At 50.7% G+C, this 25,774-nt stretch carries 25 protein-coding genes; 16 read left to right on the top strand and 9 right to left on the bottom strand.

Translation table 11 applies throughout. The annotated features are described in order from the left end of the window. Positions 1–6 precede the first annotated feature (6 nt). The 8 genes from H8K26_RS02570 (at position 7) to H8K26_RS02535 (ending at position 6,505) form a co-directional block, all read left to right on the top strand. On the top strand, positions 7–945 hold the full coding sequence (locus H8K26_RS02570) for an MlaD family protein (protein ID WP_190477128.1): 939 nt from the start codon (positions 7–9) through the stop codon (positions 943–945). A gap of 30 nt (positions 946–975) precedes the next feature. Beyond that, positions 976–1,590, top strand: a complete 615-nt coding sequence (locus H8K26_RS02565; protein ID WP_190477127.1) for an ABC-type transport auxiliary lipoprotein family protein — start codon at positions 976–978, stop codon at positions 1,588–1,590. Positions 1,591–1,598: 8 nt separating this feature from the next. Further along, positions 1,599–2,795, top strand: coding sequence for a VanZ family protein (locus tag H8K26_RS02560; RefSeq protein ID WP_190477126.1), 1,197 nt, complete (start codon positions 1,599–1,601; stop codon positions 2,793–2,795). 98 nt (positions 2,796–2,893) lie between these two features. Beyond that, positions 2,894–3,220, top strand: coding sequence for a (2Fe-2S) ferredoxin domain-containing protein (locus H8K26_RS02555; protein WP_186896277.1), 327 nt, complete (start codon positions 2,894–2,896; stop codon positions 3,218–3,220). 9 nt (positions 3,221–3,229) lie between these two features. Continuing rightward, the gene (locus H8K26_RS02550; protein ID WP_190477125.1) at positions 3,230–3,877 is read left to right on the top strand and encodes an alpha/beta hydrolase; all 648 of its coding nucleotides are present in this window, start codon (positions 3,230–3,232) and stop codon (positions 3,875–3,877) included. A gap of 57 nt (positions 3,878–3,934) precedes the next feature. Continuing rightward, positions 3,935–5,083 (top strand): D-alanyl-D-alanine carboxypeptidase family protein, encoded by a 1,149-nt coding sequence (locus H8K26_RS02545; protein WP_190477124.1) that lies wholly within the window; start codon positions 3,935–3,937, stop codon positions 5,081–5,083. Between the two features lie 218 nt (positions 5,084–5,301). Continuing rightward, the gene (locus H8K26_RS02540) at positions 5,302–6,147 is read left to right on the top strand and encodes a D-amino acid aminotransferase (protein ID WP_190477123.1); all 846 of its coding nucleotides are present in this window, start codon (positions 5,302–5,304) and stop codon (positions 6,145–6,147) included. A gap of 76 nt (positions 6,148–6,223) precedes the next feature. After that, positions 6,224–6,505 carry an HP0495 family protein gene (locus H8K26_RS02535; protein ID WP_390365974.1) on the top strand — a complete coding sequence of 94 codons (282 nt, stop codon included), beginning with the start codon at positions 6,224–6,226 and terminating at the stop codon, positions 6,503–6,505. 105 nt (positions 6,506–6,610) lie between these two features. Here the strand turns inward: H8K26_RS02535 and gcvA are convergent, their stop codons facing one another. After that, a complete protein-coding gene (gene gcvA, locus H8K26_RS02530) occupies positions 6,611–7,501 on the bottom strand; it encodes a transcriptional regulator GcvA (RefSeq protein ID WP_186886120.1) in 891 nt (296 codons plus the stop codon). Positions 7,502–7,689: 188 nt separating this feature from the next. Between gcvA and H8K26_RS02525 the strand changes: the two genes are divergently transcribed. The 3 genes from H8K26_RS02525 to lipA all read left to right on the top strand — a co-directional run bounded on the left by H8K26_RS02525 (position 7,690) and on the right by lipA (position 9,902). Then, positions 7,690–8,013 carry a DUF2917 domain-containing protein gene (locus tag H8K26_RS02525; protein WP_186896274.1) on the top strand — a complete coding sequence of 108 codons (324 nt, stop codon included), beginning with the start codon at positions 7,690–7,692 and terminating at the stop codon, positions 8,011–8,013. A gap of 192 nt (positions 8,014–8,205) precedes the next feature. Next, positions 8,206–8,874, top strand: a complete 669-nt coding sequence (gene lipB, locus H8K26_RS02520) for a lipoyl(octanoyl) transferase LipB (RefSeq protein ID WP_190477122.1) — start codon at positions 8,206–8,208, stop codon at positions 8,872–8,874. Between the two features lie 32 nt (positions 8,875–8,906). Then, on the top strand, positions 8,907–9,902 hold the full coding sequence (lipA, locus tag H8K26_RS02515; RefSeq protein WP_190477121.1) for a lipoyl synthase: 996 nt from the start codon (positions 8,907–8,909) through the stop codon (positions 9,900–9,902). 267 nt (positions 9,903–10,169) lie between these two features. On the opposite strand, the gene H8K26_RS02510 is transcribed toward lipA, so the two are convergent. The 3 genes from H8K26_RS02510 to H8K26_RS02500 are packed head-to-tail and all read right to left on the bottom strand — an operon-like array spanning position 10,170 to position 14,061. Then, positions 10,170–10,571 carry a GtrA family protein gene (locus tag H8K26_RS02510; protein WP_223826795.1) on the bottom strand — a complete coding sequence of 134 codons (402 nt, stop codon included), beginning with the start codon at positions 10,569–10,571 and terminating at the stop codon, positions 10,170–10,172. Further along, on the bottom strand, positions 10,571–11,518 hold the full coding sequence (locus H8K26_RS02505; protein WP_190477120.1) for a glycosyltransferase: 948 nt from the start codon (positions 11,516–11,518) through the stop codon (positions 10,571–10,573). Before H8K26_RS02505 ends, H8K26_RS02510 begins: the two co-directional genes overlap by 1 nt. After that, the gene (locus tag H8K26_RS02500; protein WP_190477118.1) at positions 11,515–14,061 is read right to left on the bottom strand and encodes a DUF7657 domain-containing protein; all 2,547 of its coding nucleotides are present in this window, start codon (positions 14,059–14,061) and stop codon (positions 11,515–11,517) included. The genes H8K26_RS02505 and H8K26_RS02500 overlap by 4 nt, the downstream gene beginning before the upstream one ends. Before the next feature lie 532 nt (positions 14,062–14,593). Here H8K26_RS02500 and infA point away from each other — a divergent pair. Next, positions 14,594–14,857 carry a translation initiation factor IF-1 gene (infA, locus tag H8K26_RS02495; protein WP_186896270.1) on the top strand — a complete coding sequence of 88 codons (264 nt, stop codon included), beginning with the start codon at positions 14,594–14,596 and terminating at the stop codon, positions 14,855–14,857. Positions 14,858–14,983: 126 nt separating this feature from the next. Here infA and mdcG read toward each other — a convergent pair whose 3' ends face one another. The 3 genes from mdcG to H8K26_RS02480 all read right to left on the bottom strand — a co-directional run bounded on the left by mdcG (position 14,984) and on the right by H8K26_RS02480 (position 18,561). After that, positions 14,984–15,667, bottom strand: a complete 684-nt coding sequence (mdcG, locus tag H8K26_RS02490) for a malonate decarboxylase holo-[acyl-carrier-protein] synthase (protein WP_190477116.1) — start codon at positions 15,665–15,667, stop codon at positions 14,984–14,986. A 12-nt stretch (positions 15,668–15,679) separates the two neighbouring features. Beyond that, positions 15,680–17,206: a biotin-independent malonate decarboxylase subunit beta gene (locus H8K26_RS02485; protein WP_190477113.1), complete on the bottom strand. Its 1,527-nt coding sequence runs from the start codon at positions 17,204–17,206 to the stop codon at positions 15,680–15,682. A gap of 74 nt (positions 17,207–17,280) precedes the next feature. Continuing rightward, a complete protein-coding gene (locus tag H8K26_RS02480; protein ID WP_190477111.1) occupies positions 17,281–18,561 on the bottom strand; it encodes an HD-GYP domain-containing protein in 1,281 nt (426 codons plus the stop codon). A 182-nt stretch (positions 18,562–18,743) separates the two neighbouring features. Here H8K26_RS02480 and H8K26_RS02475 point away from each other — a divergent pair, with 182 nt between their 5' ends. Both H8K26_RS02475 and H8K26_RS02470 read left to right on the top strand, forming a co-directional pair. Continuing rightward, positions 18,744–19,079 carry an ArsR/SmtB family transcription factor gene (locus tag H8K26_RS02475; RefSeq protein WP_186886138.1) on the top strand — a complete coding sequence of 112 codons (336 nt, stop codon included), beginning with the start codon at positions 18,744–18,746 and terminating at the stop codon, positions 19,077–19,079. A gap of 49 nt (positions 19,080–19,128) precedes the next feature. Further along, positions 19,129–20,238: a 6-phosphofructokinase gene (locus H8K26_RS02470; RefSeq protein ID WP_190477109.1), complete on the top strand. Its 1,110-nt coding sequence runs from the start codon at positions 19,129–19,131 to the stop codon at positions 20,236–20,238. Positions 20,239–20,296: 58 nt separating this feature from the next. On the opposite strand, the gene H8K26_RS02465 is transcribed toward H8K26_RS02470, so the two are convergent. After that, positions 20,297–21,607 (bottom strand): hemolysin family protein, encoded by a 1,311-nt coding sequence (locus H8K26_RS02465; RefSeq protein WP_190477628.1) that lies wholly within the window; start codon positions 21,605–21,607, stop codon positions 20,297–20,299. A 293-nt stretch (positions 21,608–21,900) separates the two neighbouring features. On the opposite strand from H8K26_RS02465, the gene H8K26_RS02460 reads away from it, so the two are divergent. Further along, positions 21,901–23,928: a site-specific recombinase gene (locus H8K26_RS02460; protein ID WP_190477107.1), complete on the top strand. Its 2,028-nt coding sequence runs from the start codon at positions 21,901–21,903 to the stop codon at positions 23,926–23,928. Positions 23,929–24,063: 135 nt separating this feature from the next. Next, positions 24,064–24,696 carry a YitT family protein gene (locus H8K26_RS02455; RefSeq protein ID WP_190477105.1) on the top strand — a complete coding sequence of 211 codons (633 nt, stop codon included), beginning with the start codon at positions 24,064–24,066 and terminating at the stop codon, positions 24,694–24,696. On the opposite strand, the gene H8K26_RS02450 is transcribed toward H8K26_RS02455, so the two are convergent. Further along, complete coding sequence (locus H8K26_RS02450) at positions 24,697–25,701, bottom strand: GlxA family transcriptional regulator (protein WP_190477103.1); 1,005 nt, start codon at positions 25,699–25,701, stop codon at positions 24,697–24,699. Positions 25,702–25,774: the final 73 nt, after the last annotated feature.

The raw sequence follows: 25,774 nt of genomic DNA, 5'->3' as shown, positions 1-25,774 counted from the left end.
AAAGCCATGGAAAACCGATCGCACGCCTTAATCGCTGGATTCTTCACCATCGCCTTATTGATACTCGCTATTTTTATCGCGATCTGGCTGGGGCGCGACAAAATTCAGCGCACGCCGTATGAGATCGTGACCAAATCAGCGGTCTCCGGCCTCAACGTGCAAGCGGCTGTCCGCTACAAAGGGATTAAAGTCGGCAATGTGACCGACATCGATTTTGATGATAAAAATCCGGGACAACTGATACTGCGTCTGGAAGTGATTCCGGATACGCCCGTCACCAACGCCACCTTCGCCACTCTCGCCTATCAGGGTGTGACGGGCATTGCATTTGTGCAGCTGGATGAAGACAAAACAGCGGGCGCTTCTGTCCCTTTAGCGCAGGATGGTACAACGCAACGGATTCCGCTGCGTCCCGGCGTCATGCAAAATCTGGAAGAGCGCGGGCTCGCAATTCTGACGCAAACCGAAGAACTGACCCGCCGTATCAATAGCCTGCTCGACCCGAAAAATCGTCAAACCATGATCAGCGCCGTCGACAATATCAACAAAGCTGCGGAAGCGTGGCAGACATTACCGAACAAACTCAACCCCAGTCTGGATAAATTGCCCGGGCTGATCGATCAGACGCAGAACACATTAAACACCGTCAGTGTGTTATCCAAAGACGCATCGCGCTTCACCAATAATCTGAACCAGCTGAGTACGCAATTGCAGTCTGCCGATGGCCCGATCGCCCGCTTTAATCTGGCATTAGACCAACTGAGTAACGGCGTAACGATGGAAACACTGCCACGTATCCAGAGTCTGACCGGCGAAGCCCGCAGCAGCCTGCGTTCTCTCAACCGCACCACGGAAAATCTGAACGACAGGCCGCAAAGCATCCTGTTTGGCAATCCGCCAGCCGCGCCCGGCCCCGGCGAAGCCGGTTTTGTCGCACCCAAATAAATAACAGAGAAGACTACCTGAGGACATCGTATGCAACGACTCTATCGCCTTACTCACTATCGTTTTCTGCCCGTACTGCTGATCTGCTGCAGCCTGCTGAGCGCCTGCAGCAGCACGGCTCCGGCACAACGCCAGCAATACGATTTCGGCCCGTTCAATACGGTCTCGCTGCCGAATACCAAAATGCAAATTGCGCTCGCCGAGATTCAGGTACCCGCCGCGCTCGACAGCAATGCCATGCTGTATCGCCTGCAATACGATAACGCACAGCAGTTGAAGCCGTATGCGCAGGCGCGCTGGAGTATGCCGCCCGCACAGTTAGTCGCGCAAAGAATCAAGCTGGTGCTGAACTCGCGCGGCGCTGTGGTCACCAACACCGCTGATAGCGCGGGAAGTTTGCCGGTCTTACGCCTGGAGCTCGATGAATTTTCTCAGATATTCACCACGCCAAGCGCCAGCCATGCACACATTTATGCGCGCGGCATCGTGCTTAAAGGACGCAACATCGTCGGCACGCGGAATTTTCTGTTGCAGATACCGGCTGCCAGCGCTGATGCTGCGAGCGGTGCAAAGGCCATGCAAACCGCAGTCGACACCATGATCAACGACATGCAGAAATGGCTCAATAGCCTGGCTCTGAATTAACTCCCGCCATGAGCGAACACCTGCCGGACAACCACGCTCCGTCGCCAGACGCAGGTGCGGACAGTCACTTAGTCAGTCACGTCGTCAGCCACTTACACAGCTCCCCTTTCGCACGTGTCTGCCTGCTCGCCTATACCGTACTGATTCTGTATGCGAGCTGGTATCCATTTACCGGCTGGCAGGCAAATAATTTATCTGCGCTGCCTGATGTGATCCGGCAATGGCCACGTTACTGGACCAAATTTGATGCCGGCATCAATATTGTTGGCTATATCCCGTTTGGCACCCTGATCGTCTTTGCGCTGTACCCGCTGGTGAATCGCTGGTGGGCGGCGCTGATCGCCTGTTTTGGCGGTGCGCTGATCTCTGCGGTGGCCGAACTGGTGCAATATTTTCTGCCGAGCCGCGTCACTTCGCTGCTGGATTTTCTGACCAACACCAGCGGCGCGGTACTGGGGGCGATCTTAGGTGCGCTGCTGACGCCGCTGATACTTGAAAAAGGACGTCTGCAATTATTGCGCAAACAATGGACGTATCAGGATTCGAGCTGGGAAATCGTCTTGCTGGGTTTATGGCCGATGGCGCAACTGTATCCACAGGCCTATCTGTTCGGGCTGGGGCAATTGCTGCCGATATTGTCGCAACACCTGAGCGACTTGTTCGACATGGATATCGACATCGGCGCATTTGTTCTGCAAGGCATGGAATTCAGTGCCGATGAATATCTGCTGGCAGAAACCTTCATCACAGCCAGCGGTTGTACCGGTGCCATCCTGATCTGCCTGAGTTTATTTAACCGCCATGCACCAAAATTCCCGCTTGGCATGCTGTTGCTGAGTATGACCCTGATCGCCAAAACACTCGCCAGCGCTTTGCTGTTCAAGCCCGAATATGCGTATGCCTGGCTGACGCCCGGCGCGATCGGTGGTTTGCTGATCAGCGCCATCATGTTGTACGGTTTTTCATTTGCGCCTGTGCGGGCGCAAAAGCGGCTGGCATTTTTACTGCTGCTGATTTCGCTCGTGGTGCTGAATCTGTTACCGGACAATCCCTACTTCGCCGCGACGATGCAAACCTGGGTGCAGGGAAAATTTTTGAACTTTAACGGTGCTGCGCAGTTCTTATCACTATGCTGGCCTTGGATGGCATTGTGGACTTTGTTACGAAAGCCCAAACCGGCAGCTGCGCAAGTTGCAGTATCATAGCGGCTTGACGGCACAGCCGTTCGCCCTTCGCCTGACCGCTCTCACCGGATAGCCATCCGGAGTCAGATTAACTGCCTGAAGCTAAAGAATTGCTCATCATGTCTGAACCTCTCTATTTTCAAAAACATGTGTTTTTCTGCATGAATCAACGCGACGATGGTCGCCCCTGCTGCACCGATCACGGCGCGCAAGCCGCACAGGAACACGCCAAACGGCGCATCAAACAAATGGATATGAATGGTCAGGGCAAAATCCGCATTAATAAAGCGGGTTGCCTCGATCGCTGCGACGAAGGCCCGGTGATGGTGGTCTATCCGCAAGGCACCTGGTACACCTTCGTCGATCAGACAGATATTGATGAAATCATCGACGTTGATCTGGTCGGCGGCGGCATCGTTAAACGCCTGCAATTACCGAATACCTGATTTTTCCGCATGAACGCACAAACTGAACATTTTCTGGTGCCCGGCGCCATCGGCCCCTTGCAATGCGCGCTCGATTTACCTGATCCTGAAATTTTCGCCGCGCCGCTCGGTCTGGCACTGGTCGCGCATCCGCATCCGCTGTACGGCGGCACGATGGATAACAAAGTCGCGCAAACACTGGCACGCACCTTCACTGGCTTGGGCTACGCCGCCGTGCGTATGAATTTCCGCGGCGTCGGCCAGTCTGCCGGAACACATGATGCAGGCATCGGTGAAACCGATGACATGGCATTATTGCTGGCCCACATGCGCGCACGTTATCCCGCGTTACCAGTAGCGCTGGCGGGATTTTCTTTCGGCACCTTCGTGCAGGCTTGCCTGCAGCAAAGGCTTATACAGGCAGGTATGCCAGCCGAACGTCTGGTGTTAGTCGGTGCTGCCGCGGGTAAATGGGCGATGCCTGAGATTCCGGCGAACACCATACTGATCCACGGCGAACAGGACGATACGATACCGTTGTCCGCCGTGCTCGACTGGCTGCGCCCGCAAGATATTCCGGTCACCGTGATTCCCGGTGCCGATCATTTTTTCCATCGTCGCCTGCACCATATCAAACAGCTGGTCACCAGCATGTGGGATAAACCTGCTGAGCGTTGAAGCCTTTTGCTTTTATCCCCTTTTGCTTTTATTTTTTGTTTTTTTAAGTCTCATCCAATGAAAAAATTCCTTGCCACTATTGCCGCCTCACTGCTGACGATGTCAGTGGCGATGGCACAAACTCTGCCAGCACCGACAGTTGCTGCGAAATCCTGGATACTGGTGGATGCCACCAGCAATCAGGTGATCGCAGCCCAAGACCCGGATCTGCGCATAGAACCAGCGTCGCTGACGAAAATCATGACAGCCTACATGGTCTTTTCTGCGCTCAAAGAGAAAAAGCTCGATCTGAATCAGAGCGTGAATGTCTCTACCCGCGCCTGGAAAGTGGATGCCAGCAGCTCGAAGATGTTCATCGAGCCAAACAAGCCTGTCACCATCAATGAATTGCTGTACGGTCTGATCGTGCAATCCGGTAACGATGCTGCCGTCGCATTGGCAGAGGCCGTCGCAGGCAGCGAAGAAGCCTTCGTCGTGCAGATGAACCGCGAAGCAGAACGCATAGGCATGAAATCCAGCCACTTCGCTAATCCGCATGGTTTGCCCAGCCCGGAAAACTATGCGACCGCACGTGATCTTTCCACGGTAGCAGCACGTCTGATTAGTGATTACCCAGAATATTACAAAACCTATTACAGCACCAAGAGCTACACCTATAACAAAATCACCCAGCCTAACCGCAACCGTTTATTGTGGCTGGACCCAACGGTCGATGGCATGAAAACCGGCCATACCGAAGCGGCTGGCTATTGCCTGGTCTCTTCGGCGAATCGTCCGAATGGCACGGGTCAGCGCCGCCTGATTTCCGTTGTCACCGGCACCGCCAGCGACCAGGTACGGGCACAGGAAAGCCTGAAATTGCTGAACTGGGGCTTCCTGAATTTCGATACGGTCAAACTGTATGCTAAAGGCCAGGCCATCGACACGCCGGTGATCTGGAAAGGTTCGCAGGCACAGATCAAGATCGGTTTCGACCGCGACCTGTACGTGACGCTGCCAAAAGGCTCGGCAGCTAAACTGAAACCAGCGCTGGAACGCAAAGATCCGCTGGTGGCACCGATTGCCCAGAACAGTAAGGTCGGCACCGTGAAAATGATGCTCGATGGCAAAGCGATTGCTGAATTCCCGGTACTTGCTTTAGAAAAAGTCGATCAGGCCAACATCTTTGGCCGCGCCTGGGATTCAATTCGCCTGATGTTCAAATAAGTCAGAAGACACGCATGCCAGCGTAACGCGTCATGCCCACAAAAAGCCACGCTCGCCGCACGGTTTGCGTGGCTTTTTTACGTCTTCAGCAAGGCTGATTTCAAGCAAATACAGCACCAGACAAATAACCCGGGGGCATCCTTGTATGCGATATTTGCATAATCTGGCAGCATTATTTGTGTGAGAATAAGTTCTTTCTTCTCACTGGCACTCACATCATGAATGATCCTCTGGTTTATCTGAACGGCGTAATGACGCTCCTCTCCGAAGCTAAAATTTCCGTGCTGGATCGCGGCTTTATTTTTGGCGATGGTATTTACGAAGTCATTCCCGTTTATGGTCGCAAGATGTTCCGCGCAGACCAGCATCTGGCACGCCTGTTCCGCAGCCTCGACGCGATCGGCATCAACAATCCGCACAGCAAGGAAGAATGGCTGGCGCTGATCGCCAAGGTCATGGATGCGCATGAAGCCGATGATCAGATGGTCTATCTGCAAATCACACGCGGTGTTGCCAAACGTGCCCACGCTTACCCAAAAGATGTGACACCGACCGTGTTCATCATGACCAATCCTATCGTGATGCCATCCGCCGAAGCGCGTGAACATGGCGTCGCCTGCGTCTCTATGGAAGACCTGCGCTGGCTGCACTGCGAAATCAAATCGATTTCTTTACTCGGCAATGTTTTTGCGGCGCAGAACGCGGCTGAAAACGGCGTCACGGAAACTATACAATTCCGTAACGGCTATCTGACCGAAGCCTCGTCATCGAATGTCTGGATCGTGAAAGACGGCGTGCTGATGGGCCCGCCGAAAGACAATCAGATTCTGGAAGGCATACGTTATGCACTGATCGAAGAAATCTGTGCCGCCAACCATATCCCATTCAAAGCCTGCCGTATCACCCGTGATGAAGTGTTTGCGGCAGATGAAGTCATGTTGTCATCGGCGACTAAAGAAGTGCTTGCCGTCGTCAAACTTGACGATCAGACTATTGGAAATGGCCTGCCAGGCCCCATCTACCAGCAACTGTATGCCGCATATCAATTAGCCAAAGCGGCGTAAGCGCAGCGTATTTCCATTTCTTCATGAACTCAGGAATGCAAAGCGCCGTCCGGCAAGATGAAGAAATGGAATTATCATGGAAATGAAACCTATCCCGCCAGAAGAGAGCCTGATCGAATATCCGAGTGATTTTCCGATCAAGATCATGGGCGCAACGCACGACGCCTTTGCGCAAACCATCGTGGAAGTGGTGACACTGCACGACCCGACGTTTCACGCCGGGAAAATGGATATGCGCCCTTCCAGCAAAGGCACCTATCTGTCATTAACGGTCACGGTCTGGGCCACCAGCCGTGAACAACTCGACAATCTGTACCGAGAGTTGTCTGGTCATCCTATGGTCAAAGTCGTGTTGTAAGCAATATTTAGTACTGAATATACTCCCCCCAGTATATTTTAAAGCCCTTTATTTCTGCGGACATAAAGGGCTTTTTCATTAAAACGAGGGGGAGTATGCAAGAAATCAGGTTCTGGCCGAGCGCACTTCTGCCAGCAACCACTCCCTGAATGCCCTGACCTGTGGCTTATCCATAGAACTCGCCGGATACACGAGGTAATACGACACAGGGCAAGGAATACTGATGTCAAACAAGCGTCGCAGCAGGCCGGATTGAATATCCGATTCAACGATCGCATGCCTGCCGAGCGCGATTCCCTGACCATCGACCGCCGCTCTGGCGAGCATGGAAGAATCCTGAAAAATCAGGCCGCCACTGGGTTCATCCGCATCCAGCCCGGCCGCCCGGAACCACGGCAACCAGGGCTCTTCGTCACAACGCAACAAATGTGCGCCCACCAGCTCGGCTGGCGTCTGCGGCACTTTATCAGCCTGATAAGTGGGGCTGATGACAGGATAATATTCATCGCCCATCAGCAATTCGCTGACGAGTCCCGGATAATGTCCGAGGCCAAAACGTATCGCAATATCCACCTGCTCGCGGGTGAAATCGACCAGCGATGAACTCGATTGCAGGCTGACTTCCAGGTCGGGGTGGTGTTCGATGAAACGCCCCAGACGCGGCGACAACCAGCGGGCAGCAAATGAAGGCAGCGATGTGATCCCCAACCGTTTTTGCTTATTACGGTCACGCAGCAAATCCGCCGCATCCGCCAATTCCTGCAAGGAACGCCGGATCGCACTGGCAAAACGTTCACCGTCCGGCGTAATGCGGATGCGCTTGCCATTTCTGACGAATAACTCCACGCCGAGCTCTTCTTCCAGCGCCCTGACCTGATGGCTGATCGCGCCGTGGGTCAGGTGAATTTCGTCAGCAGCACGCGAGAAATTTTCATGACGGGAAGCCGCTTCAAACGCACGCAAAGCAGCAAGATTCGGCAGACGGCGGAAATCCATTTGGCTTATATCTCCTATTTCGATAACGCATATTACTGTGAATTTAATTAGCAAGGAAAGACAAAATTACTCGTTTTGCATCTTACTTTCCAACGACTACAATTCTGACATCGTAATGCAGGATTGGTCTTTTCAGAGATAAATTGCTGCATATTTAACTTTATGCAGATATCGCAAGGAGTCTGGAAATGACAATTAATTTCGCAAAACCATCATTCACTATCACTGCGGGCGACACCGTTTCAGGCCAAAGTGAACAAGCGCAAACATTCACCGTTACAGCTGGCCGTGTCTGGCTGACGATTGCAGGTGAAGACGAAGATTTCTGGCTGAGCGCTGGCGAATCCGTAACAGTACCTGCTCACCGTCTGGTGGTGATTGAAGCCGATCAGCAAAATAGCAGCATCGCATCCGTGGCAGCAACCCAGCCACAACAAGCGTCAGCAAAAAATGCAGGATTCCCGTTCCAATGGCAAAAACTGACGCAAAAAATCAGCCACGTTTTTGCCTGATCAACGTAGCCAGTGTTTCAGCATAAAGATCACCGGGATGTCCGCGTGATCTTTATTTTTTTGGGAACGCATTAACTTGTCGAAACGCGCTCACTGAGACTCCTCGGCAAGCGGCGCCACGCAATACATGCCACAATTGCTGGCGGCGCTAAAAGCAGAATTCGTCGCGCAGCGATGTTACACTAGCGTTCTATGCAAGCAGCTCAGTCTAATTCCATCTCCCCTCGCGTCATCCATCGCGGCGTTGAATCTTATCAGCTCACTTTTGATGCGATGCGTGCGTTCACCGATGCGCGCTATGCGCAGACGCCGGATGAGTTCTGGATCGTTGAACATCCTCCTGTATTCACACTCGGCCTCGGCGCAGATCAGTCGCATGTATTGGCGGCGCATGATATTCCGGTTGTGCAGACCGATCGTGGCGGCGAAGTCACTTATCATGGTCCGGGCCAGGTTGTGATTTATCTGATGATGGATCTGCGCCGCAGCCACCCGAAAGCGCGCTTGTTTGCGCGTGAATTTGTGCACAAGATAGAACAGGCCGTTATCGATACGCTGGCAGCGTATAATCTCGCCGGCGAACGCAAAGCCGGCGCGCCTGGCATTTATGTCAGCGATGGTCAGTACAAAGGCGCAAAAATCGCCGCGCTGGGACTCAAAGTGCGCGGCAATGGCTGCACTTATCACGGGGTTTCGCTGAATGTGGCTATGGATCTGGCGCCATTTTCATGGATCAATCCCTGCGGCTATGCTGGACTGGCAACGGTAGATATGAAGACGCTGGGAGTCAGCGTTCCGCTGGCCGATGTACAGACGACACTCGCACAACATTTGCAGCACCTTTTGACTGTTACTCAATAAACGCTTTCTGATTTTCTGAACCGATCCGTATCATGACAACCGACAACACACCCGCATCCCCCGCCACCACGACTGCTGCTTACGATCCGACTGAAAAACAGAAAGGTGCCAGCAAAACTGCGCGCATTCCTATCAAGATTGTGCCGATGGAACGCTTGCCTAAGCCCGACTGGATACGCGTGAAAGCGGGTTCGCCGACAACCCGCTTCTACGAAATCAAAGATATTCTGCGCGCCAGCAAACTGGTCACGGTCTGCGAAGAAGCTTCCTGCCCGAATATTGGCGAATGCTTCGGCAAAGGCACGGCAACCTTCATGATCATGGGCGACAAGTGCACACGCCGTTGCCCGTTCTGCGATGTCGGTCATGGCCGCCCGGATCCGCTTGACGTCAATGAACCATTGAATCTGGCAAAAACCATTGCCGATCTCAAACTCAGTTATGTTGTCATTACCTCGGTTGATCGTGACGATCTGCGCGACGGCGGCGCGGCCCACTTTGCCGAATGCATTAGTAAAATCCGCGAATTGTCGCCAGCAACGCGCATAGAAATTCTGACGCCGGATTTCCGTGGCCGCATGGATCGCGCACTGGAAATTCTGAACCGGGCACCACCTGATGTGATGAACCACAATCTGGAAACTGCGCCACGCCTCTACAAAGAAGCGCGCCCCGGTTCAGATTACGAATATTCACTGAGCTTACTCAAGCGTTTCAAGGAACAACATCCGGACACGCCGACCAAATCCGGCATCATGGTTGGCCTCGGTGAAACCGATGAAGAAGTGCTGCAAGTGATGCGCGATATGCGCGCCCACAATGTCGATATGCTGACCATAGGCCAATATCTGGCACCAAGCGGGCATCATCTGCCTGTGCGCCGTTATGTGCATCCTGACGTCTTCAAAATGTATGAAGAAGAAGCCTACAAAATGGGCTTCGCCCACGCCGCCGTCGGCGCAATGGTGCGCTCGTCATACCACGCAGATCAGCAAGCGCATGGTGTTGGAACGGATGCAAAAAGTTAATCAGTAAAGAGAAAATTGAGCAGTTAGTGAGAAGAATCAATCCTTTAACAAGCACTGATTTGAACGCTAACTCTCATAATTTCAGTCTTCCCGAAGGATGAAGAAATATGGTGTATTGACTGGTTCGGAACAATGTTTTTCCAAACCAGTCAATACACCCAACTCAGCCTTCCGTCATCGGTGATAGTACCGCCCAGGTTACACCGTCAACCGATCCGGTTCCCCAATTGCAATCACGGAACGCTTGTTTGATCTCCCGTGTTGAATTTATATGTGTTTTTTTTGTTTCGAGTACAGCACATATTTCAGGGAGAGAAAGTTAATCGTCATACTGGCAACACTGCCCGCAGCTACCGCCCACACCGGGTATTTCTGCATATAGGAAAACCAGTGAATCAACGCTGCATACGTCAGATAATTGATTGCTCCGCCACCCAGCATCAGCCAAAAATAACGGATGAACTCAAGAACCGGGGAAACGCCTGAGGCTTTTCCATGAAACGTGAACTGCCGGTTCAGTAACCAGGTACAAAACACTGCCAGAAAAAATGACAGTGCACGTCCCAAATAATAGCCAAGGCTGTCTTTTACCAGATATAAAACACCAGCATCGACGACGAAGCCAACGGTGCCGGCAATCGCAAAACGCAGTAATTCTTTTTTCACCATTACGCGTCGTACCGCTCAGCAAAACGGGCAACCGACAAATAAGCAAGGCGTTTCATTTCATGCCGTCCGCGGGTGACATTGTCGAGTAATAAACCGCAAAGAAGCGACAATAAGCCGGACAACATCACACCTACGCTCAAAACCGCTGTCGGCAATCGGCGCACCAACCCGGTTTCATAAAATTCCAGAACCACCGGACCAATTAAGCCTAGCGACAGCAATGTCAACAGCAGACTGATGATGCCGAAAAAAGCAAATGGTCGCTCCATCATATAAAAACGAATAATGGATTTCAGAATACGAAAGCCATCGCGGTAAGTAGAGAGTTTGCTCTCCGAGCCTTCCGGACGTGCACCGTAGGGAGTCGTGACCTCGCCATACGGCATACGCAATTCCAGCGCGTGTATTGTCAGCTCGGTTTCAATTTCAAAGCCCTTAGTCAATGCGGGAAACGACTTCACGTAGCGTCGGGAGAATGCACGGTATCCGGATAACATATCGGTGAATTTGCCGCCAAAAACACTCCTGACAGCGCCTGTTAACAACTGATTACCCCAACGATGCCCTGGGCGATAGTTTTCTGCCTGCCCCTGATCGACGCGGCAACCAACAACCATATCCAGATGCTCATTTAACAGCTTCGCTATTAATTTGTTGGCGCAACTGGCATCGTAAGTTGCATCTCCATCGACCATCAGATAAACATCTGCTTCGACGTCGGCAAACATGCGGCGCACGACATTACCTTTCCCTTGCAAGGGTGTATCCACCACGATTGCACCTGCGGCAGCAGCCACCTCTTTTGTTTTATCACGGGAGTTATTATCAAACACGTAAATACTCGCTGCAGGAACCGCAGCCTGAAAATCGCGGATTACTTTTGGCACCGTTAATTCTTCGTTATAGCACGGTATCAGAATCGCTATCCGGGGTAACAATTTGGTCATTTTTTTAATTCGCAATAAGGTAAATCTACTGGGTTATTCAACAATACCCGACGGCCTGTGCCGACGTCATGTGATACAAGACAAAGTGAGGAGATTTTGCCAGTCACAGGAATGGACAGAGTAAATCCATTCATTGCCGGAACCTGATTATTCGTGTTAATCGGTAAATCTGAGCGCATCATCATTTCGTGCACAGGCGCACCATTTGCCCCCGGACTAACCATGATTTCGAGTGCGTGCTCTTGCAGTGGCGCTTTCCAGGCAGCCCATCCTGTCAATATCAGTTGCTTGCCCTTCGTTGTTTCGACGTTGAAATAACCATCTTTTTCGTTTGGCAAGGAATTGAATTTGACATAGTCAGCCGGCAAGCTGCGTTTTTTTTTGTTCAAGTCGCAATAAGGCAAACCTTCTGGATTATTCAACAAGATTCGACGACCAGTCGAGATGTCCAGTGATACGAGGCACAGCGAAGAGACGTTACCATTCACTGGAATGCGCAGCGTAAACCCATTTAATGCGGAGACCTGGTGATTGGTATTCATCGGCAGATCCGGGCGCATCATCATTTCATTTTTTGGTTCGCCAATGGTTACGGGGGGGATCATGATCTCCAGAGCATGCTCTAACAGCGGCCCCTGCCAAGGTGCCCATCCTTTCAACACAAGTTGCTTATCATCCTTAATTTCAACTTTAAATTCGCCATCTTTCTTATCGGGCAAAGAACTGAAATTAACGTAGTGAGCCGGTAAATGACCGGCTCTACTGAAGTGATTGAATGGCACTCTTATAACGTCCAGTTGAGGGGAGTCAGGTTTTTCAATTTCACCAGTGAGATGAATGTGAGAATACCGATTGAATACCTGATTTAGCTCCGCGGCCAATAGCTCTGGAAATTGCTTGCGCCAGAATTCCAAATGAGGAACCGGTGTAACGTGACTTACCGATAGAAAACCCATTCCATTTGCCGTGGCACCGGGTAAATCCTGAACGGCAAGCACGCCATTATTTGCTGACGCTAATGCATCATAATTCCGGATTATTTCATTTTTTTCGTGATTAAAAATCGGCCATGCTGGCTGCAACGGATTGAAACGTCCAAATAGCAGTGCAGCAAGTATCAGAGAAATAGTAACTAATCCGTGGTGAGGCTTAAACCATTGTCTGCGAACACCGACATAGGCCATCACTAGCAGGAACAAAAATACGAGTTCTTCAGCAATACTCCTGTCTTCAGGACGTTTGATGCAGTACCAGGTAGACAGAACAATCGCACTCAGAATCACGCCTCTGAGAAGCGACAATTTCAAGCCAAAACTGTTCGCGGCAACAAACATCAGGCAAGTCAGCAATACCCCTCCTGCGAACTGCATCCGTGCAGCCTGCACATGATTCCACAGCAACGGTTTACCAACCCAATCAGGCAGAGGCAATAACATCCATGCTGCCATCATTAAAAAGCCGGCCCCCAGTATCAATAAACGCAAACGAGTTTTTTGATCACTCCATGGAGTTCGCCAGTTACTGAAATCCAGAAAGCAAGCGATCAGCAAGTAGTAATACATCCCAACCGTGCCCAACTCAGAAATATTGGCGGCGATAGTTGGCTCATATCCCCAGTGAAAATTCAATGCAGGGAAAAACCATGAAAGAAAAAAACGATCAAACGTATGATTGCCCCCTACACTGCGACCACCTGGATACACTGTTTGTGCTGTTGCCTGCAAATAATCCCAAAGATATGCTGCCGTGGTTAAGGAAGCGAGACCTGCAACTAAAATCAGAATCACGCAGGTTTTAAATTTGAATAATTCTGGCCTGTACGCCAATAAAAGTACCGCTCCGGTAAACGCCAGAGAGATTTGTATGGGCGGATAAAAATCGACTAGCAGCCAGCAAACCGCCAGCCAGTAGAGCAGCAATGCTTTCGCCCAGATGGAAATGCGCGAGAACAAAGGTAGAATCACCCATGGAAAGAAGGCAAATATCGGCCCTTTCTCGCTCCACCAAAATTGTGCAAAACCAGTGAAATACAAACCGAAAGACAAACCGTAGGCGATTACCGGACTTGCTCCCAACTGCCGAAATAAAAATGCATAACCAAAAATAAATAAACTAAATATGGCATACCAGTGAAATGAGTATGCATAGGCAGGATTCACAAATTTGTACAACCACATCGTGGGCTTAAAAATAATGCCCCAATCCATTACTGGCAAACCGTAATTAATGCGCAAATCTTCTTTGTATAACGAAGTCTGGTTAAAGCGTTGGAAATGATTATTCACCGTTGCTTGTGTCAGCGGCGTCGCCACTATCCATTCGTCGCTGCGAATAGGACGTGGTTTTCCAAGGTCGGGACCACTTGCGGAATAACCAAAAAAGTGTTCCAGCGCTATACCGTAAGAAGATGGAGACCAAGTGTTGGCGACATACAATATTGCTGTCAGTAAAAAAACTACGGTGGCAATCCTGTTCCAACGATGCCACAGCCTGTTATTCTGTTTTACTTCTACTTCTGCAGAAAAAGATGAGAAATTACCCATAAAGATTACATTATTTATAATGACAGAATCATACACCGACATTATTGGACTTGGCACCTGCCTGAATGCTCCAGCTCTCAGTTAATGGAGAACGATCCCTCGCATTGTCTATTTAGGTGTGAAAATTTATGATCGCCCTCAGCCCTGTCTGTAAAAGACAATGCAATAGTGATTAGAAAAGGAAAATCTGAGAAGCGACTACGACCACCTAATCAGGGTATAATCTTCCATTAAAGTGAGTTAGTCCAATTATCAAACAAATTTTCCGGCATCCGTTATCCTCTTCCGTCAGCTTAGTACTTTGCGTCAATTGGTGGCTCTTGCCTGTGCTGATTTTCCGGATATGTCTTTACGCTCTGACGTAAATGCCATACAAGTATGGCCCGCATAACGATCTTTTTCTCTTTAATGCAGCGGATACGCTGTACGAACAATAAGTAAAACCAGCTCCTGCAATAAATGTCATTGCAGGACTATATCAACTGCCGCAACAGCGACAGTACCTAATCATTAATATGAATGTGAACCCACAATGGCAAAAGAAGAACTGTTAGAAATGAGCGGCCTGGTTGAAGAAGTTTTACCGGACTCCCGCTTCAGAGTGAATCTGGAAAATGGACATCAACTGATCGCCTACACATCAGGCAAAATGCGTCAGCATCACATCCGCATTCTTGCGGGAGATAAAGTGACACTGGAAATGTCGCCTTATGATTTGACTAAAGGCCGCATCACTTTCCGCCATATTGAAAAACACAGCGGCTCAGGTTCTGCTCAGCCACGCCGTCGTTACTAAACTGCAGGTGCGTTGAAATAAGCTGTCCGGACTGATCCAGGTAATCAACTCGTCAAGTGATGAGGGCATTTGAAACCGAATCAGTCTTCGCTTTGAACATGCCTGTATTTTGCCATTCCGGCAAGGCTAAGTTTCATGCAGACTTTCTGTCAGCACATGTTTAGGAAGTAGCCGTGCCTGATACATGTCTTTCACCAGAACAAGCTGATCCTGCGCAGCGTCCGGCACCGAATCGGATAATAACCACTCCTTCCAACTGACCGCCTGCCCACGTGGAAAGATGACTTCACCATCCAGCGGCATCTGTTCACGATAACGCTGCAATAAAGTCAGTCCGGCAACAAGATGTTTGTGGTCCTGCGGACGAAACAGGATGTCAATTCTGGAATTCGTATCGAGATAATTTAATCCCGTCAAAAACTGCAACGCGAGTGCACCATACACGCGTAAGCGCACACCGGCAGCCGTTGCCTCCAGATTCAGCTCTCGTAAAGCGGTTTGCCAGGCAACAGGTGCTACCGGAATGACCGTGCTCAGCGATAAGCTCGACTGATGCTCTATGATGTACTCGACTCTGGTTCTGGCAAATATGTATGGCTTACGTCCATCCGTCAGCGACAGATCAAATCCTATACAGACTTCATCATCGGCGGCGTCCGCATCCCGGCGCAACACCACAGCAGGCCACTCCTCATGTTGCCAGCGTTGCAAACCCTCGCTATTTTGCGTTTGCCTGGAAAAAATGTCGCTCCATGCCTGATCAGATAACCACACCAGATCGTGACGCTGAAATTGTTCAATCTGATCCAATTGAATACTGCCTTAACGTTTAATATCTGCAAATAATACGGCATCAACGACTTTTTGTGCCATAACACGCCCACCTCGTGCGGCGCCGTGCGACATACGTAAATCTTCATTGGAAATATCTGCGAATGCGGTCATCAGACAAGATGCCAGATTATTTTTCCAAATTTCCTGCATGCCACCCATGCGTTGATAGTTTTCAGGGCCGGGCGCAAAAACCGGATGAGATTGCGCCAACCCGGCAAGCGTTTCCGGTGGAATTTTCATAATGCGCGCCATGGCAGATAAATCCATGACTCTGATTATTGACGAAGGTAGTGCGTAGCAAGCATCTGCCATCATGCCGCTACTGACAAAACCTCCGGATAAGGCCTGCCCATAGACCAAAGCGACGATCTTATGTCCGTTTCGCCGCGCTGATTCTATACATTTTCCCAGATGCGCCATATATCGTTGGATGCCCAGCATTTCATCCCTGCGACGCAAACGCTGCCCCGTCGTATCGACCAGCAACAAAATCGGTCGCTCTGGATAATCACGCATCGTCATCAACACCAGTTGTGCCTGCTTCAGAGCGATTTCCACTCCGATTTCGGTGTGATTTGTCGTACCCATAACTCTGACGGTTGCGCTATTCATTTGCGCAGTGCCTGATAACACTGAGTTTTCTTCGGCGATGTCATATCCTTCAGGGAAAAGCTGTGCCGCCAGATGACCCCATTCCGGCTCAGGCTTCCCGGCTCTGCAAGTATCAGCGTAACCAATATCGCCAGTCGCTGGTGGGAATGTCGCTAAGCGCTGCGTCAACATTGCATGTTCGGCTTCAAGTGAGCTGAAGCCCGATACTGTCTGCCTGGTGACCGTCAGTGCCTGCACCGCCGCTGCTTTAAATGCGGCAATCGTATCTTCCACCAGCATCTGGCAATCTCCACTACGATAGCGATGTTCGCCGCCGCTGACTTGCCATACCAACGCACGATCTCTGGAGTCAAATTCCTCAATACCATGCACAGTTTCAATGACTCTGGGCCCGGACATTCCCAACCGCGCCTCGGTCGACATGACGAGAGTATCCGCGCAATTGGCGACGATGCCCATACCGCCAAAACATCCATGCTGGCCTCCATTGAATACGATTACAGGAATACCGGCTGCACGCACCGCCAATACTGCCCGCATCAGCTCAGAAACTGCGATCAAACCCGCGTTGGCTTCTTGTAAGCGCACGCCGCCAGATTCAGCCAGAAGTATCACTGCCGTCGGTTTTTCCAGCAGCGCTTTGCGCAATAAGCCAACTAATTTGGCACCATGAATTTCGCCTATCGCACCGCCCATGAAATTGCCATCCTGCACAGCAGCAAACACCATTTTTCCACACAGGTAGCCGTAGCCTATGATGACACCATCATCGAATGCAACCGGAGTATTCAGGTGTGGCAAATGCGGACTACCCCATGCAGGTGATGCGGGTAGCAATTCTTGAAAATGTTCAATGATGCCGTTTATGCGTTGCCGCGCAGTCGCATGCAGATAACTGGTCATGTCTTTATCCGGATAAATTTGCCGCTCTTGCTGCGCTGTGAGCGACCGGGAATCAGTCTCGTCTGACAGACCTATCAGGATGACTGTCTGGCGTTTTTCTGGGTATCGAAGAAATAAGTCATGCGTTTGCGCGGACTCAGATATTCATATATTTCAGGAGCAAGCTGAGCAGGCTTCAGACTCGCCTCAATCTCAAGAACCGGCTCATGAACCAGATCAAGAATAATCGCCTCCGATTTAGGGACACTCGGATCATAGATCAATACACTGGGACGTAAGGGCTTACCAGAATTGACAGCAACGACCATACCGTAAGTGCCATCAGATAACCGGACTATCGTTCCGGGAGGATAAATACCCATACTGCGGATAAACAGATTCAAGGCAGCAGGGTCAAACTGCTTGCGCAGATGACCGAACATATGCGCCATCGCTTCGTAAGGACTCATGGAATCTGCAGGATTAGGGCAATTACACAAATTATCGTAAGCATTCGTTATCGTCACAATGCGCGCCAGTGGGGAAATTTTTTCGCCCGGCAAAGCACCCGGATAACCGCTCCCATCCATATGTTCATGATGCTGATTGATAATATCCAGTACCTGTTTTGGCAAATGTAATTTTTCAGCAATTTGCTGGCCATAAAAAACATGCTGTCGCAATAAATTCTGCTCAGCACGCGTCAGTTCAAATGTCTTATTAACAATCCGGTCAGGAATCTCCATTTTGCCTATGTCGTGAAACAGGCATCCCATACCCATCAACTTGATATCATCGGCGGAAAAAGCGAGTTCTTTCGCCAGCATCATCGTCAGCACAGTCACATTCAGTGAATGGTAATAAGCCTCTTCACCAGCGATTTTGTCATTCATCAGATGGATCGCGATATCCTTATCAACGAGCAGAGACTCCAGCATCTGTTGCACCAGTTCATCGGCTTGTCGGACGGATTCCTGCGGGCGGGCGAACAGGTTCTTCGTAATATTTTTCAACGTCCCCGCTGCTTTCAGCAATTCCTTTTCACACTCGGCAATAGCATTGCGCTCTTTCAGAAGACGATCAATCCGCGCGCGCTTTTCTTTGATTTTCTCAAGTTCCTCGGGCGTCGGCAGGGCTACTTCTGCAACGGGTGCGTTGGCCGATGGCGGTGGCAGAGGCCGACAATCCGACTTGGATGGATTCACCCTGATCGTTTTCAAACCTAACTGGCGAAGTGCCAGAATTTCCTGTTCGTTTTTTATCTTAAAACTGTTCAACGCAAAGGAATGATCAAGCCAGGAAATATCGAGATGAACATATAAGCCGACACACAGTTGTTCGACCGGAACGTTCACAGTAATTGGGGTAGCGCACATGTTGCAGATGAAAAGTATGAGTCAGGCTATTTTAACAGCCTGACAGCTTGGAATGACCGCGGCACTGTGCTTTCATGCTGAACTCTAAGAGTCGGCGCTGGCATCCGCTTCTCTTGATGGACACCTGCATCGCGCATTGAAATGGTATGATTGTCGCTTTAGAAGCGGAGCTTGCTACTGTGATGGAAGGCTTGTCAGATCAGGCGTTGACGCAAGTCGCGCAGTATTTCTCAGCGTTGGCAGAGCCAACGCGTTTGCGCATTCTGAATTGTCTGCGCGATGGCGAACTGAATGTTGGTGAACTGGCGGAACGCTGCCAATGCTCTCAGGCGAATGCCTCACGCCATTTATCGACGCTGGCAAAACACGGACTGGTTGAACGTCAGAGTCGTGGCACAACGGTGTTCTACCAGATCGCCGATCAATCCGTCTATGACTTATGTGATCTGGTCTGCGGCAATGTGGCCCGACAACTTGATGCGCAAGCAGCTTTGCTGGGATCAATCAGAGGCAAATAGTGACCTGAGCGCAATCTGATCCGCTTCATTGGTATCACAGAGGAAATTCATGTCACATCCTATACGACGTATTGCCATCAGCACCGGTGGTGGCGATGCCCCGGGTTTAAACGCCGTCATACGTTCTGTCGTTTTTGCCGCTGAAAAACGCGGCTGGGAATGCTTCGGTATCCGCGAAGGCTTTAATGGCATATTACGACCGGATCGCTATCCGGTTGATGGCATTACCAAACTAACGATGACACAAGTCGATCATATCGGTCATCTTGGCGGAACAATACTGGGAACCACCAATCATGGGAATCCTCTTAAGTTCGCCACCACCATGCCAGACGGCAGCGTGACAGAAACCGACCGCAGCGGGGAAATACATGCCGCGCTGAAGGCAATGGATATTGATGCCTTAGTCTGCATCGGCGGCGACGGCACATTAACGATTGCCAATGTGCTTCATCAACAAGGAATGCGCGTCGTTGGCATTCCGAAAACCATCGATAACGATCTCGATAAAACCTTTACCACATTTGGCTTTGACACCGCCGTCGCCTTTGCAACCGAATGCACAGACCGCCTGCACAGCACTGCCGGTAGTCATCAACGGATTATGGTGGTCGAGGTCATGGGACGTTATGCCGGCTGGATCGCATTACATACGGGTATTTCTGCAAATGCGCACGCGATCCTGATACCGGAAATTCCTTACGATATTGAAAAGCTGGCTACCCACCTGACCGCCAGAGACCGCGCCGGCCATCACTATTCCATCGTTATCGTGGCCGAAGGTGCGAACCCATTGGGCGGCGAACGCGTACTGCATGAAAAAGCGGGAGCCGGCTATGTGGAAAGACTGGGTGGTATAGGCGAAAACCTGGCGCAAGAATTACAGAGAAAAACCGGGAAAGAAACCCGCGCCGTTGTGCTCGGTCATCTATTACGCGGCGGTAGTCCGAGCGCCTTCGACCGCGTTTCTGCAATGCGCTTTGGTGCTGCTGCAGTCCGGGCATTAGATGAAGGGCATTCCGGCATCATGGTGGCACTGGCATATCCGGATGTGAATTATGTCGCACTGGAAGAAGTGGCAGGACGGATGAAAAGTGTGCCGCTGAATGGTGATATTGTGCAGACTGCGCGCGACCTGAATATCTGTCTCGGCGACTGAATTTCCTACTGTATCCGACTTCGCATCAGCACGTCACAGCCTGCTGATGCGACGCGTATCACGATACGGCAAGCTCTTTTTTAGGGTAAATCCTGACTAGGACGATGCGTGGACCATTCATCTTTTTGACCACGGCGTCAAAACGGTCGAACTCCACTTTCTGTCCTTCGACCGGCAAGTCACCTAATTTCTGCATGATCAAACCACCGATCGATTCGACTTCATCACTATCGAGATCAAAGCGCAATGCCATGCCCAGCGTGTACAAGGGCAAGCTACCTTTTCCTATCAGTGTGCCATCATCCAGCAATGTCCAGTCGTTTTCATTCTGCCGGAATTCATCGCGAATCTGACCAACCAACGCGCCCAGCAAGTTATCCAGCGTTAAGAAACCGACTGGCTTACTGCCTTTATGTCCGACTATCGCGAAATGCGGTGCGCCTTTACGAAAGCGACGGAACAACTCCAGAGCAGGCATATTCGGCGGCACAAATTCTACCTGACGCAAATGTTTACTCAGATCATCCAGCGGTTTGCCGGATTGCTGCGCCAGAAATAAATCCTTCAGATGCAACATACCCAGTACCGTTTTTTCATCTTCATCAAAATACGGATAGCGGCTGAAACGGTTACGTGCTGCCGTCTCCATGTTTTCTTCCAGGCTGGCGCTTTTGTACATCGCCACGACTTCATTAATCGGGCGCATCAGATCAGAAATTTCCAACCCGCCGAAATCGAGCACCTGCGCCATGATGCTCCATTCATCGCGTATTTCTTTGCTGCCGCCATGACTGCCGCGCAAAATCAGCTTCAATTCTTCCGGTGAATAATGGCTATCGCCGCCATGCGCAACATCCAGCCCCACCCATTTCAGTACCAGATTCGCACTACTGTTGAGCACCCAAATTACCGGGTACATCAGCCAGTAGAATGCATATAAAGCGGGAGCCGTCCACAAAGACACTTTTTCTGGCATACGAATTGCCATCGATTTCGGTGCCAGTTCGCCCACCACAATATGCAGGAAAGAAATGACGAAAAAAGCAAAAAAGAAGGAAACACCGTGAATAATTTCAACCGAAGTCACGCCCAAAACGTGGAACAAAGGTTGCAATAAATTTGCAAACGCAGGTTCGCCTATCCAGCCCAACCCGAGTGAGGCGAGCGTAATACCAAGCTGGCAGGCAGAAAGATAAGTATCGAGATGCTGATGTACCGTGACTAATAATTTGCCACGCAAGCCCGAAGATTTGGCAATACTGCGAATTCGGGTCTGGCGCAACTTCACCAGTCCAAATTCGGCTGCCACAAAAAAACCGTTTAACAACACCAGTAACAGCGCAGCTATCACTAACAATAAATTATCCAACACGAAACCTTAGTTACGAACACGGCATTACTTTAGACTAGTTTGCAACCATTTGCATGCAAATGCCTGTGAGTCACACAAAAAATGGAACTTTTCCTGGTTTTTCCCGGTCCATCTTGTCACACCTCACAGGTAAAGCCGGTTCATTCAAGTATTGAACCAGCAGCCGGTACCGGCATCTTCCTCCTCCATAGCCCTGCGTTCATCGCGAATAGCAAGAGATGAACCCGGCAACATGACAAATCGTGCAAAGTACGCTACAAGTTGTCAGCAAAAAAATTAAGGAGAATCAAATGTCTTTCGATATGATTCTGGCAGAAATAAAGTCCAGCCTTGCATTAACACCTGCATATAACGACATCAGCCCGCTGCGCCGCTTAGTGGCACAAATACGGCCACGGCAAGCAACCGACAAGCAAAGAGCCACCGATAACATACGCGCGCTGTGCTTTGTGTTACGCCAGCATCCGGCATGGCGCAAGGCGCTGCGCGAATACGTGCTGCAAGTCATCAGCACCCGCACTCTGGTCCATTTACTGACGGACACCGGCATCACCTTGAACAACGGCTTCTGGGGTGCTGCCTGGCAAAGACTGATCAATAAATTTCTGCCACCGTTAGTCAACAATGATTATGTGAAAGACATTTTCGGGCAAATCTTTGATCACCCTTCCGATCACATTTGGGTCAACGAGTTGGATGAAAGTACCTGGCAAGATCTGATCGACAGTATCGGTTTTCGTACCTCAAAAGCACGACAAGCACATGCGGCGTTAACCAACGAAATTCTGAGCGCCGTACAGGTATTGTCATACCGGATAACCAATATCGGACTGGAAGCAGAGCTGGTACGCAATTATCCTGAGATCGAAAGATTCGAGTCGCCGTTTCTCCGGCAAAATGACGAGATCAACAATTACGTGATCAGCTATCGCACGTGGTTAAACGACTGCACAACAGCACGTGAAGACAATAAACATATCGAAGTCTTGTTGTCGCAGTGTGATGATATCGTCAACCGGATACGGAAAACCGCAGCTGTCGCAGGGGTTTCTGTCAGCCTGACCCGCTTGCTGTTGCGCCTGACGCAAAGCATGCACAGGTTACGCAGTCTGCTGGATTTACTCGACAGCACGGACGCCAACGAAGTGTCCTCAATAGCCATACGCTTATTCAAAGAACTCGTCAGTGCCGACAACAAACGTCACAGCCTGACCGACCTGATGCAGACCAACACCGAATTACTATCGCTGCAAGTGACAGAACGCGCCGGGAAAAGCGGGGAACATTATGTGACCAATAATCGCAATGAATGGATGGCGATGCTGCGCTCGGCACTCGGTGCTGGCTTTATCGTCGGCTTCATGGCAACGATAAAAATCCTGTTCAGTAAATTAGCACTTGCCCCATTTGGGTATGCGGTTCTCTTCAGTCTGAATTATTCAACGGGTTTCATGTTGGTACATGTACTGCATTTTACGATTGCGACCAAACAACCGGCGATGACTGCCGCGCTGATCGCCCGTGCGATCGACGAAGGCAAACAAAAGCTCGATGAGCTGGTCGAGCTGATCGTACGCGTCTTCCGCTCACAGTTCATTGCCATCATAGGCAATATCGGCTTAGCGATACCGACGGCCTACGTCATTGCGTGGGTCTGGCTTTGGATGACCGGCAGCCATTTGGTCTCACCGGAAAAAGCCGAATATCTGCTGCACGATCTTGATCCGCTCAATAGCCTCGCGCTGCCGCACGCCGCGATTGCCGGCGTCTGCTTATTTTTATCGGGATTAATTTCAGGCTACTACGATAATAAAGCCAGTTATGGGCATATCCCCGCCCGCTTACGCCAACTTGCCTGGCCAAGAAAAATATTCGGTGAAGAACGTCTGCACCGCATCACTGATTACATCGGTGACAATCTGGGCGCACTGGCCGGAAATTTCTTCTTCGGCATCATGCTAGGCACGATAGGTCAGTTAGGCGTTTTCTTCGGGCTGCCGGTTGATATTCGCCACATCACTTTTTCCAGTGCCAATTTTGCTTTTGCGCTGGTCGGTCTGGATCACCATATCAGCTGGCAACTGGCACTGTATTCATTGCTGGGCATCTTGTTGATCGGCATCGTCAATCTTGGCGTCAGTTTCAGTCTGGCAATGCTGGTTGCGCTGCGTTCGCGCCGCGTCAGCTTTGGTCGCGGTAGTACCCTGGTGCATTTGTTGTGGCGCAGGTTCCGTTCCGGTGGCAGAGATTTTTTCTTTCCGGGCAAAGAGCAACACCCGGAAAATCAAGCGCCAGAACAACGCGATCAGCAACATTAAGGCGTCTCGTCTGGGTCTGTTATTGATACAACTCAAGTATCCGGCTCGCAGCAGTTATCCGCCTTCATGACACTGCTGCGAGAGCCTGATCAACAGGTACAATAAGCGTCCTTTCCGGTTCCTACGCTTCCCATCATGTCAACGCAGCCCACACCATCCAAACGCTTTATTCCGCACAGTTTGCTGGAAGACGTGCTGGCGATTCTGACCGGCACGTTATTTGTCTCGCTAGGGATTGCGCTCTTCAATCAGGCTGGGTTACTGACCGGCGGCACAGCTGGGCTGGCATTCCTGATTCATTACCGCACAAGCTTGTCATTCGGCTCTGTCTTCTTTCTGGTGAATCTGCCGTTTTACTGGCTCGCTCTCAAACGTATGGGCTGGCGTTTTACACTCAAGACCTTTTGCTCGGTCGCCCTTGTCTCTTTATTCTCGGGGCTGCATCCTAAACTGGTACATCTGGTCGATGTGAATATGCTGACGCCGTTTTATGTCGCGCTGATTGGTGGCTTACTGATGGGCGTTGGATTTATCGTTTTGTTCCGCCATCAGGCCAGCCTTGGTGGAATTAATATTCTGGCGCTGTACCTGCAACAGACACGCGGTATCCGTGCCGGAAAAATACAAATGGGGCTGGACTTCGTCATCGTGCTGGCGTCACTTGCTGTCGTCACACCGCTCGCATTGGCAGCCTCAATACTCGGTGCTTTTGCGCTGAATCTGGCGATCAGTCTGAATCACCGCCCGGGGCGTTATATGGCGATGTGATCACTTCGTCGCACGCAGTCGGGCGCGATAATCTGTCGGCGAACAACACAAACGTTTTTGAAATACGCGACGCAAATGATCGTCGCTGGAAAAGCCGCAACGCGCTGCAATGGCTTTAACGGGCGCATTTTTTTCCGCATTGTCTGCCAATAATTGACAGGCAAATTCGACCCGCGCCGCTTCAATAAACTCCAGAGTGCTGACGCCGACTTCCTGATGAAACAGGCGACTGAAATTGCGCAGACTCATCCCCGCCATCTTAGCCAATTGCGCAACTGGTAAGCGTTGATGCAGATTCGCCATAATCCACTGCTGCACATCGCGGATATTCGATTGCGCTGTTTTCTGACTCAATAAATGCGTACTGAACTGGGATTGCCCACCCGGCCGCTTCAGATACACGACCATGTCGCTCGCGACTTCCAGCGCGAGCGCATGGCCGCAATCGGCTTCAACAAATGCGAGTGCCAGGTCAATCCCTGCAGTAACACCGGCAGAGGTCCAGAGATTGCCGCTGCGGATAAAAATTGCATCCGCATCCACCTGAACCGCCGGGAAATCCTGCTGTAATTGTGCGGCAACGCTCCAGTGCGTCGTCGCATGTTTGCGATCCAGCAGCCCCGCTTGCGCCAGAAAAAATGCACCGGAACACAAAGCCGCCAGCCGATTGATTTTGGGTGCGGCCGCCGACACCCAGTCAATGATTGCCGGGTTTTCGACCAACGCAGCATTGATATTGCGAGAGCCGACGATAATCGCGTCGTCAGGCAGCGCCAACGTATTCAACGCCTTGGTCGCATCCAGACACATCAGCGTATCGGAACGCACCATGCCAATCTGAGCGGCGGCAATTTTTACGTCATATGCCGCAGGCTTGCCCTTTCGCTGCAAATGAATATTCGCATATTCAAAAACGGACATAGGACCGATGGCTTCCAGTGATTTAAAACCGGGATAAATCACAATATCCACGGTTCTCGGCAAGTGGTGCTTTTCTGATTTCATCAAACACATCCGGCTAAATTAACAACGACATGATAAACGCGATCAGGACGCCCGTCATTTTCAGCCATTCTTC

The sequence above is a fragment of the Cognatundibacterium aquatile genome, from assembly GCF_014699135.1.
GTDB classification, from domain to species: Bacteria; Pseudomonadota; Gammaproteobacteria; order Burkholderiales; family Burkholderiaceae_D; genus Undibacterium; species Undibacterium aquatile.
This window is presented reverse-complemented; position numbering and strand designations above follow the sequence as displayed.

Coding starts and splice junctions, on each gene's coding strand:
- H8K26_RS02570 (WP_190477128.1), top strand. CDS start 7: ATGGAAAACCGATCGCACGCCTTAATCGCTGGATTCTTCACCATCGCC.
- H8K26_RS02565 (WP_190477127.1), top strand. CDS start 976: ATGCAACGACTCTATCGCCTTACTCACTATCGTTTTCTGCCCGTACTG.
- H8K26_RS02560 (WP_190477126.1), top strand. CDS start 1,599: ATGAGCGAACACCTGCCGGACAACCACGCTCCGTCGCCAGACGCAGGT.
- H8K26_RS02555 (WP_186896277.1), top strand. CDS start 2,894: ATGTCTGAACCTCTCTATTTTCAAAAACATGTGTTTTTCTGCATGAAT.
- H8K26_RS02550 (WP_190477125.1), top strand. CDS start 3,230: ATGAACGCACAAACTGAACATTTTCTGGTGCCCGGCGCCATCGGCCCC.
- H8K26_RS02545 (WP_190477124.1), top strand. CDS start 3,935: ATGAAAAAATTCCTTGCCACTATTGCCGCCTCACTGCTGACGATGTCA.
- H8K26_RS02540 (WP_190477123.1), top strand. CDS start 5,302: ATGAATGATCCTCTGGTTTATCTGAACGGCGTAATGACGCTCCTCTCC.
- H8K26_RS02535 (WP_390365974.1), top strand. CDS start 6,224: ATGGAAATGAAACCTATCCCGCCAGAAGAGAGCCTGATCGAATATCCG.
- gcvA (WP_186886120.1), bottom strand. CDS start 7,501: ATGGATTTCCGCCGTCTGCCGAATCTTGCTGCTTTGCGTGCGTTTGAA.
- H8K26_RS02525 (WP_186896274.1), top strand. CDS start 7,690: ATGACAATTAATTTCGCAAAACCATCATTCACTATCACTGCGGGCGAC.
- lipB (WP_190477122.1), top strand. CDS start 8,206: ATGCAAGCAGCTCAGTCTAATTCCATCTCCCCTCGCGTCATCCATCGC.
- lipA (WP_190477121.1), top strand. CDS start 8,907: ATGACAACCGACAACACACCCGCATCCCCCGCCACCACGACTGCTGCT.
- H8K26_RS02510 (WP_223826795.1), bottom strand. CDS start 10,571: ATGGTGAAAAAAGAATTACTGCGTTTTGCGATTGCCGGCACCGTTGGC.
- H8K26_RS02505 (WP_190477120.1), bottom strand. CDS start 11,518: ATGACCAAATTGTTACCCCGGATAGCGATTCTGATACCGTGCTATAAC.
- H8K26_RS02500 (WP_190477118.1), bottom strand. CDS start 14,061: ATGGGTAATTTCTCATCTTTTTCTGCAGAAGTAGAAGTAAAACAGAAT.
- infA (WP_186896270.1), top strand. CDS start 14,594: ATGGCAAAAGAAGAACTGTTAGAAATGAGCGGCCTGGTTGAAGAAGTT.
- H8K26_RS02485 (WP_190477113.1), bottom strand. CDS start 17,206: ATGACCAGTTATCTGCATGCGACTGCGCGGCAACGCATAAACGGCATC.
- H8K26_RS02480 (WP_190477111.1), bottom strand. CDS start 18,561: ATGTGCGCTACCCCAATTACTGTGAACGTTCCGGTCGAACAACTGTGT.
- H8K26_RS02475 (WP_186886138.1), top strand. CDS start 18,744: ATGGAAGGCTTGTCAGATCAGGCGTTGACGCAAGTCGCGCAGTATTTC.
- H8K26_RS02470 (WP_190477109.1), top strand. CDS start 19,129: ATGTCACATCCTATACGACGTATTGCCATCAGCACCGGTGGTGGCGAT.
- H8K26_RS02460 (WP_190477107.1), top strand. CDS start 21,901: ATGTCTTTCGATATGATTCTGGCAGAAATAAAGTCCAGCCTTGCATTA.
- H8K26_RS02455 (WP_190477105.1), top strand. CDS start 24,064: ATGTCAACGCAGCCCACACCATCCAAACGCTTTATTCCGCACAGTTTG.
- H8K26_RS02450 (WP_190477103.1), bottom strand. CDS start 25,701: ATGAAATCAGAAAAGCACCACTTGCCGAGAACCGTGGATATTGTGATT.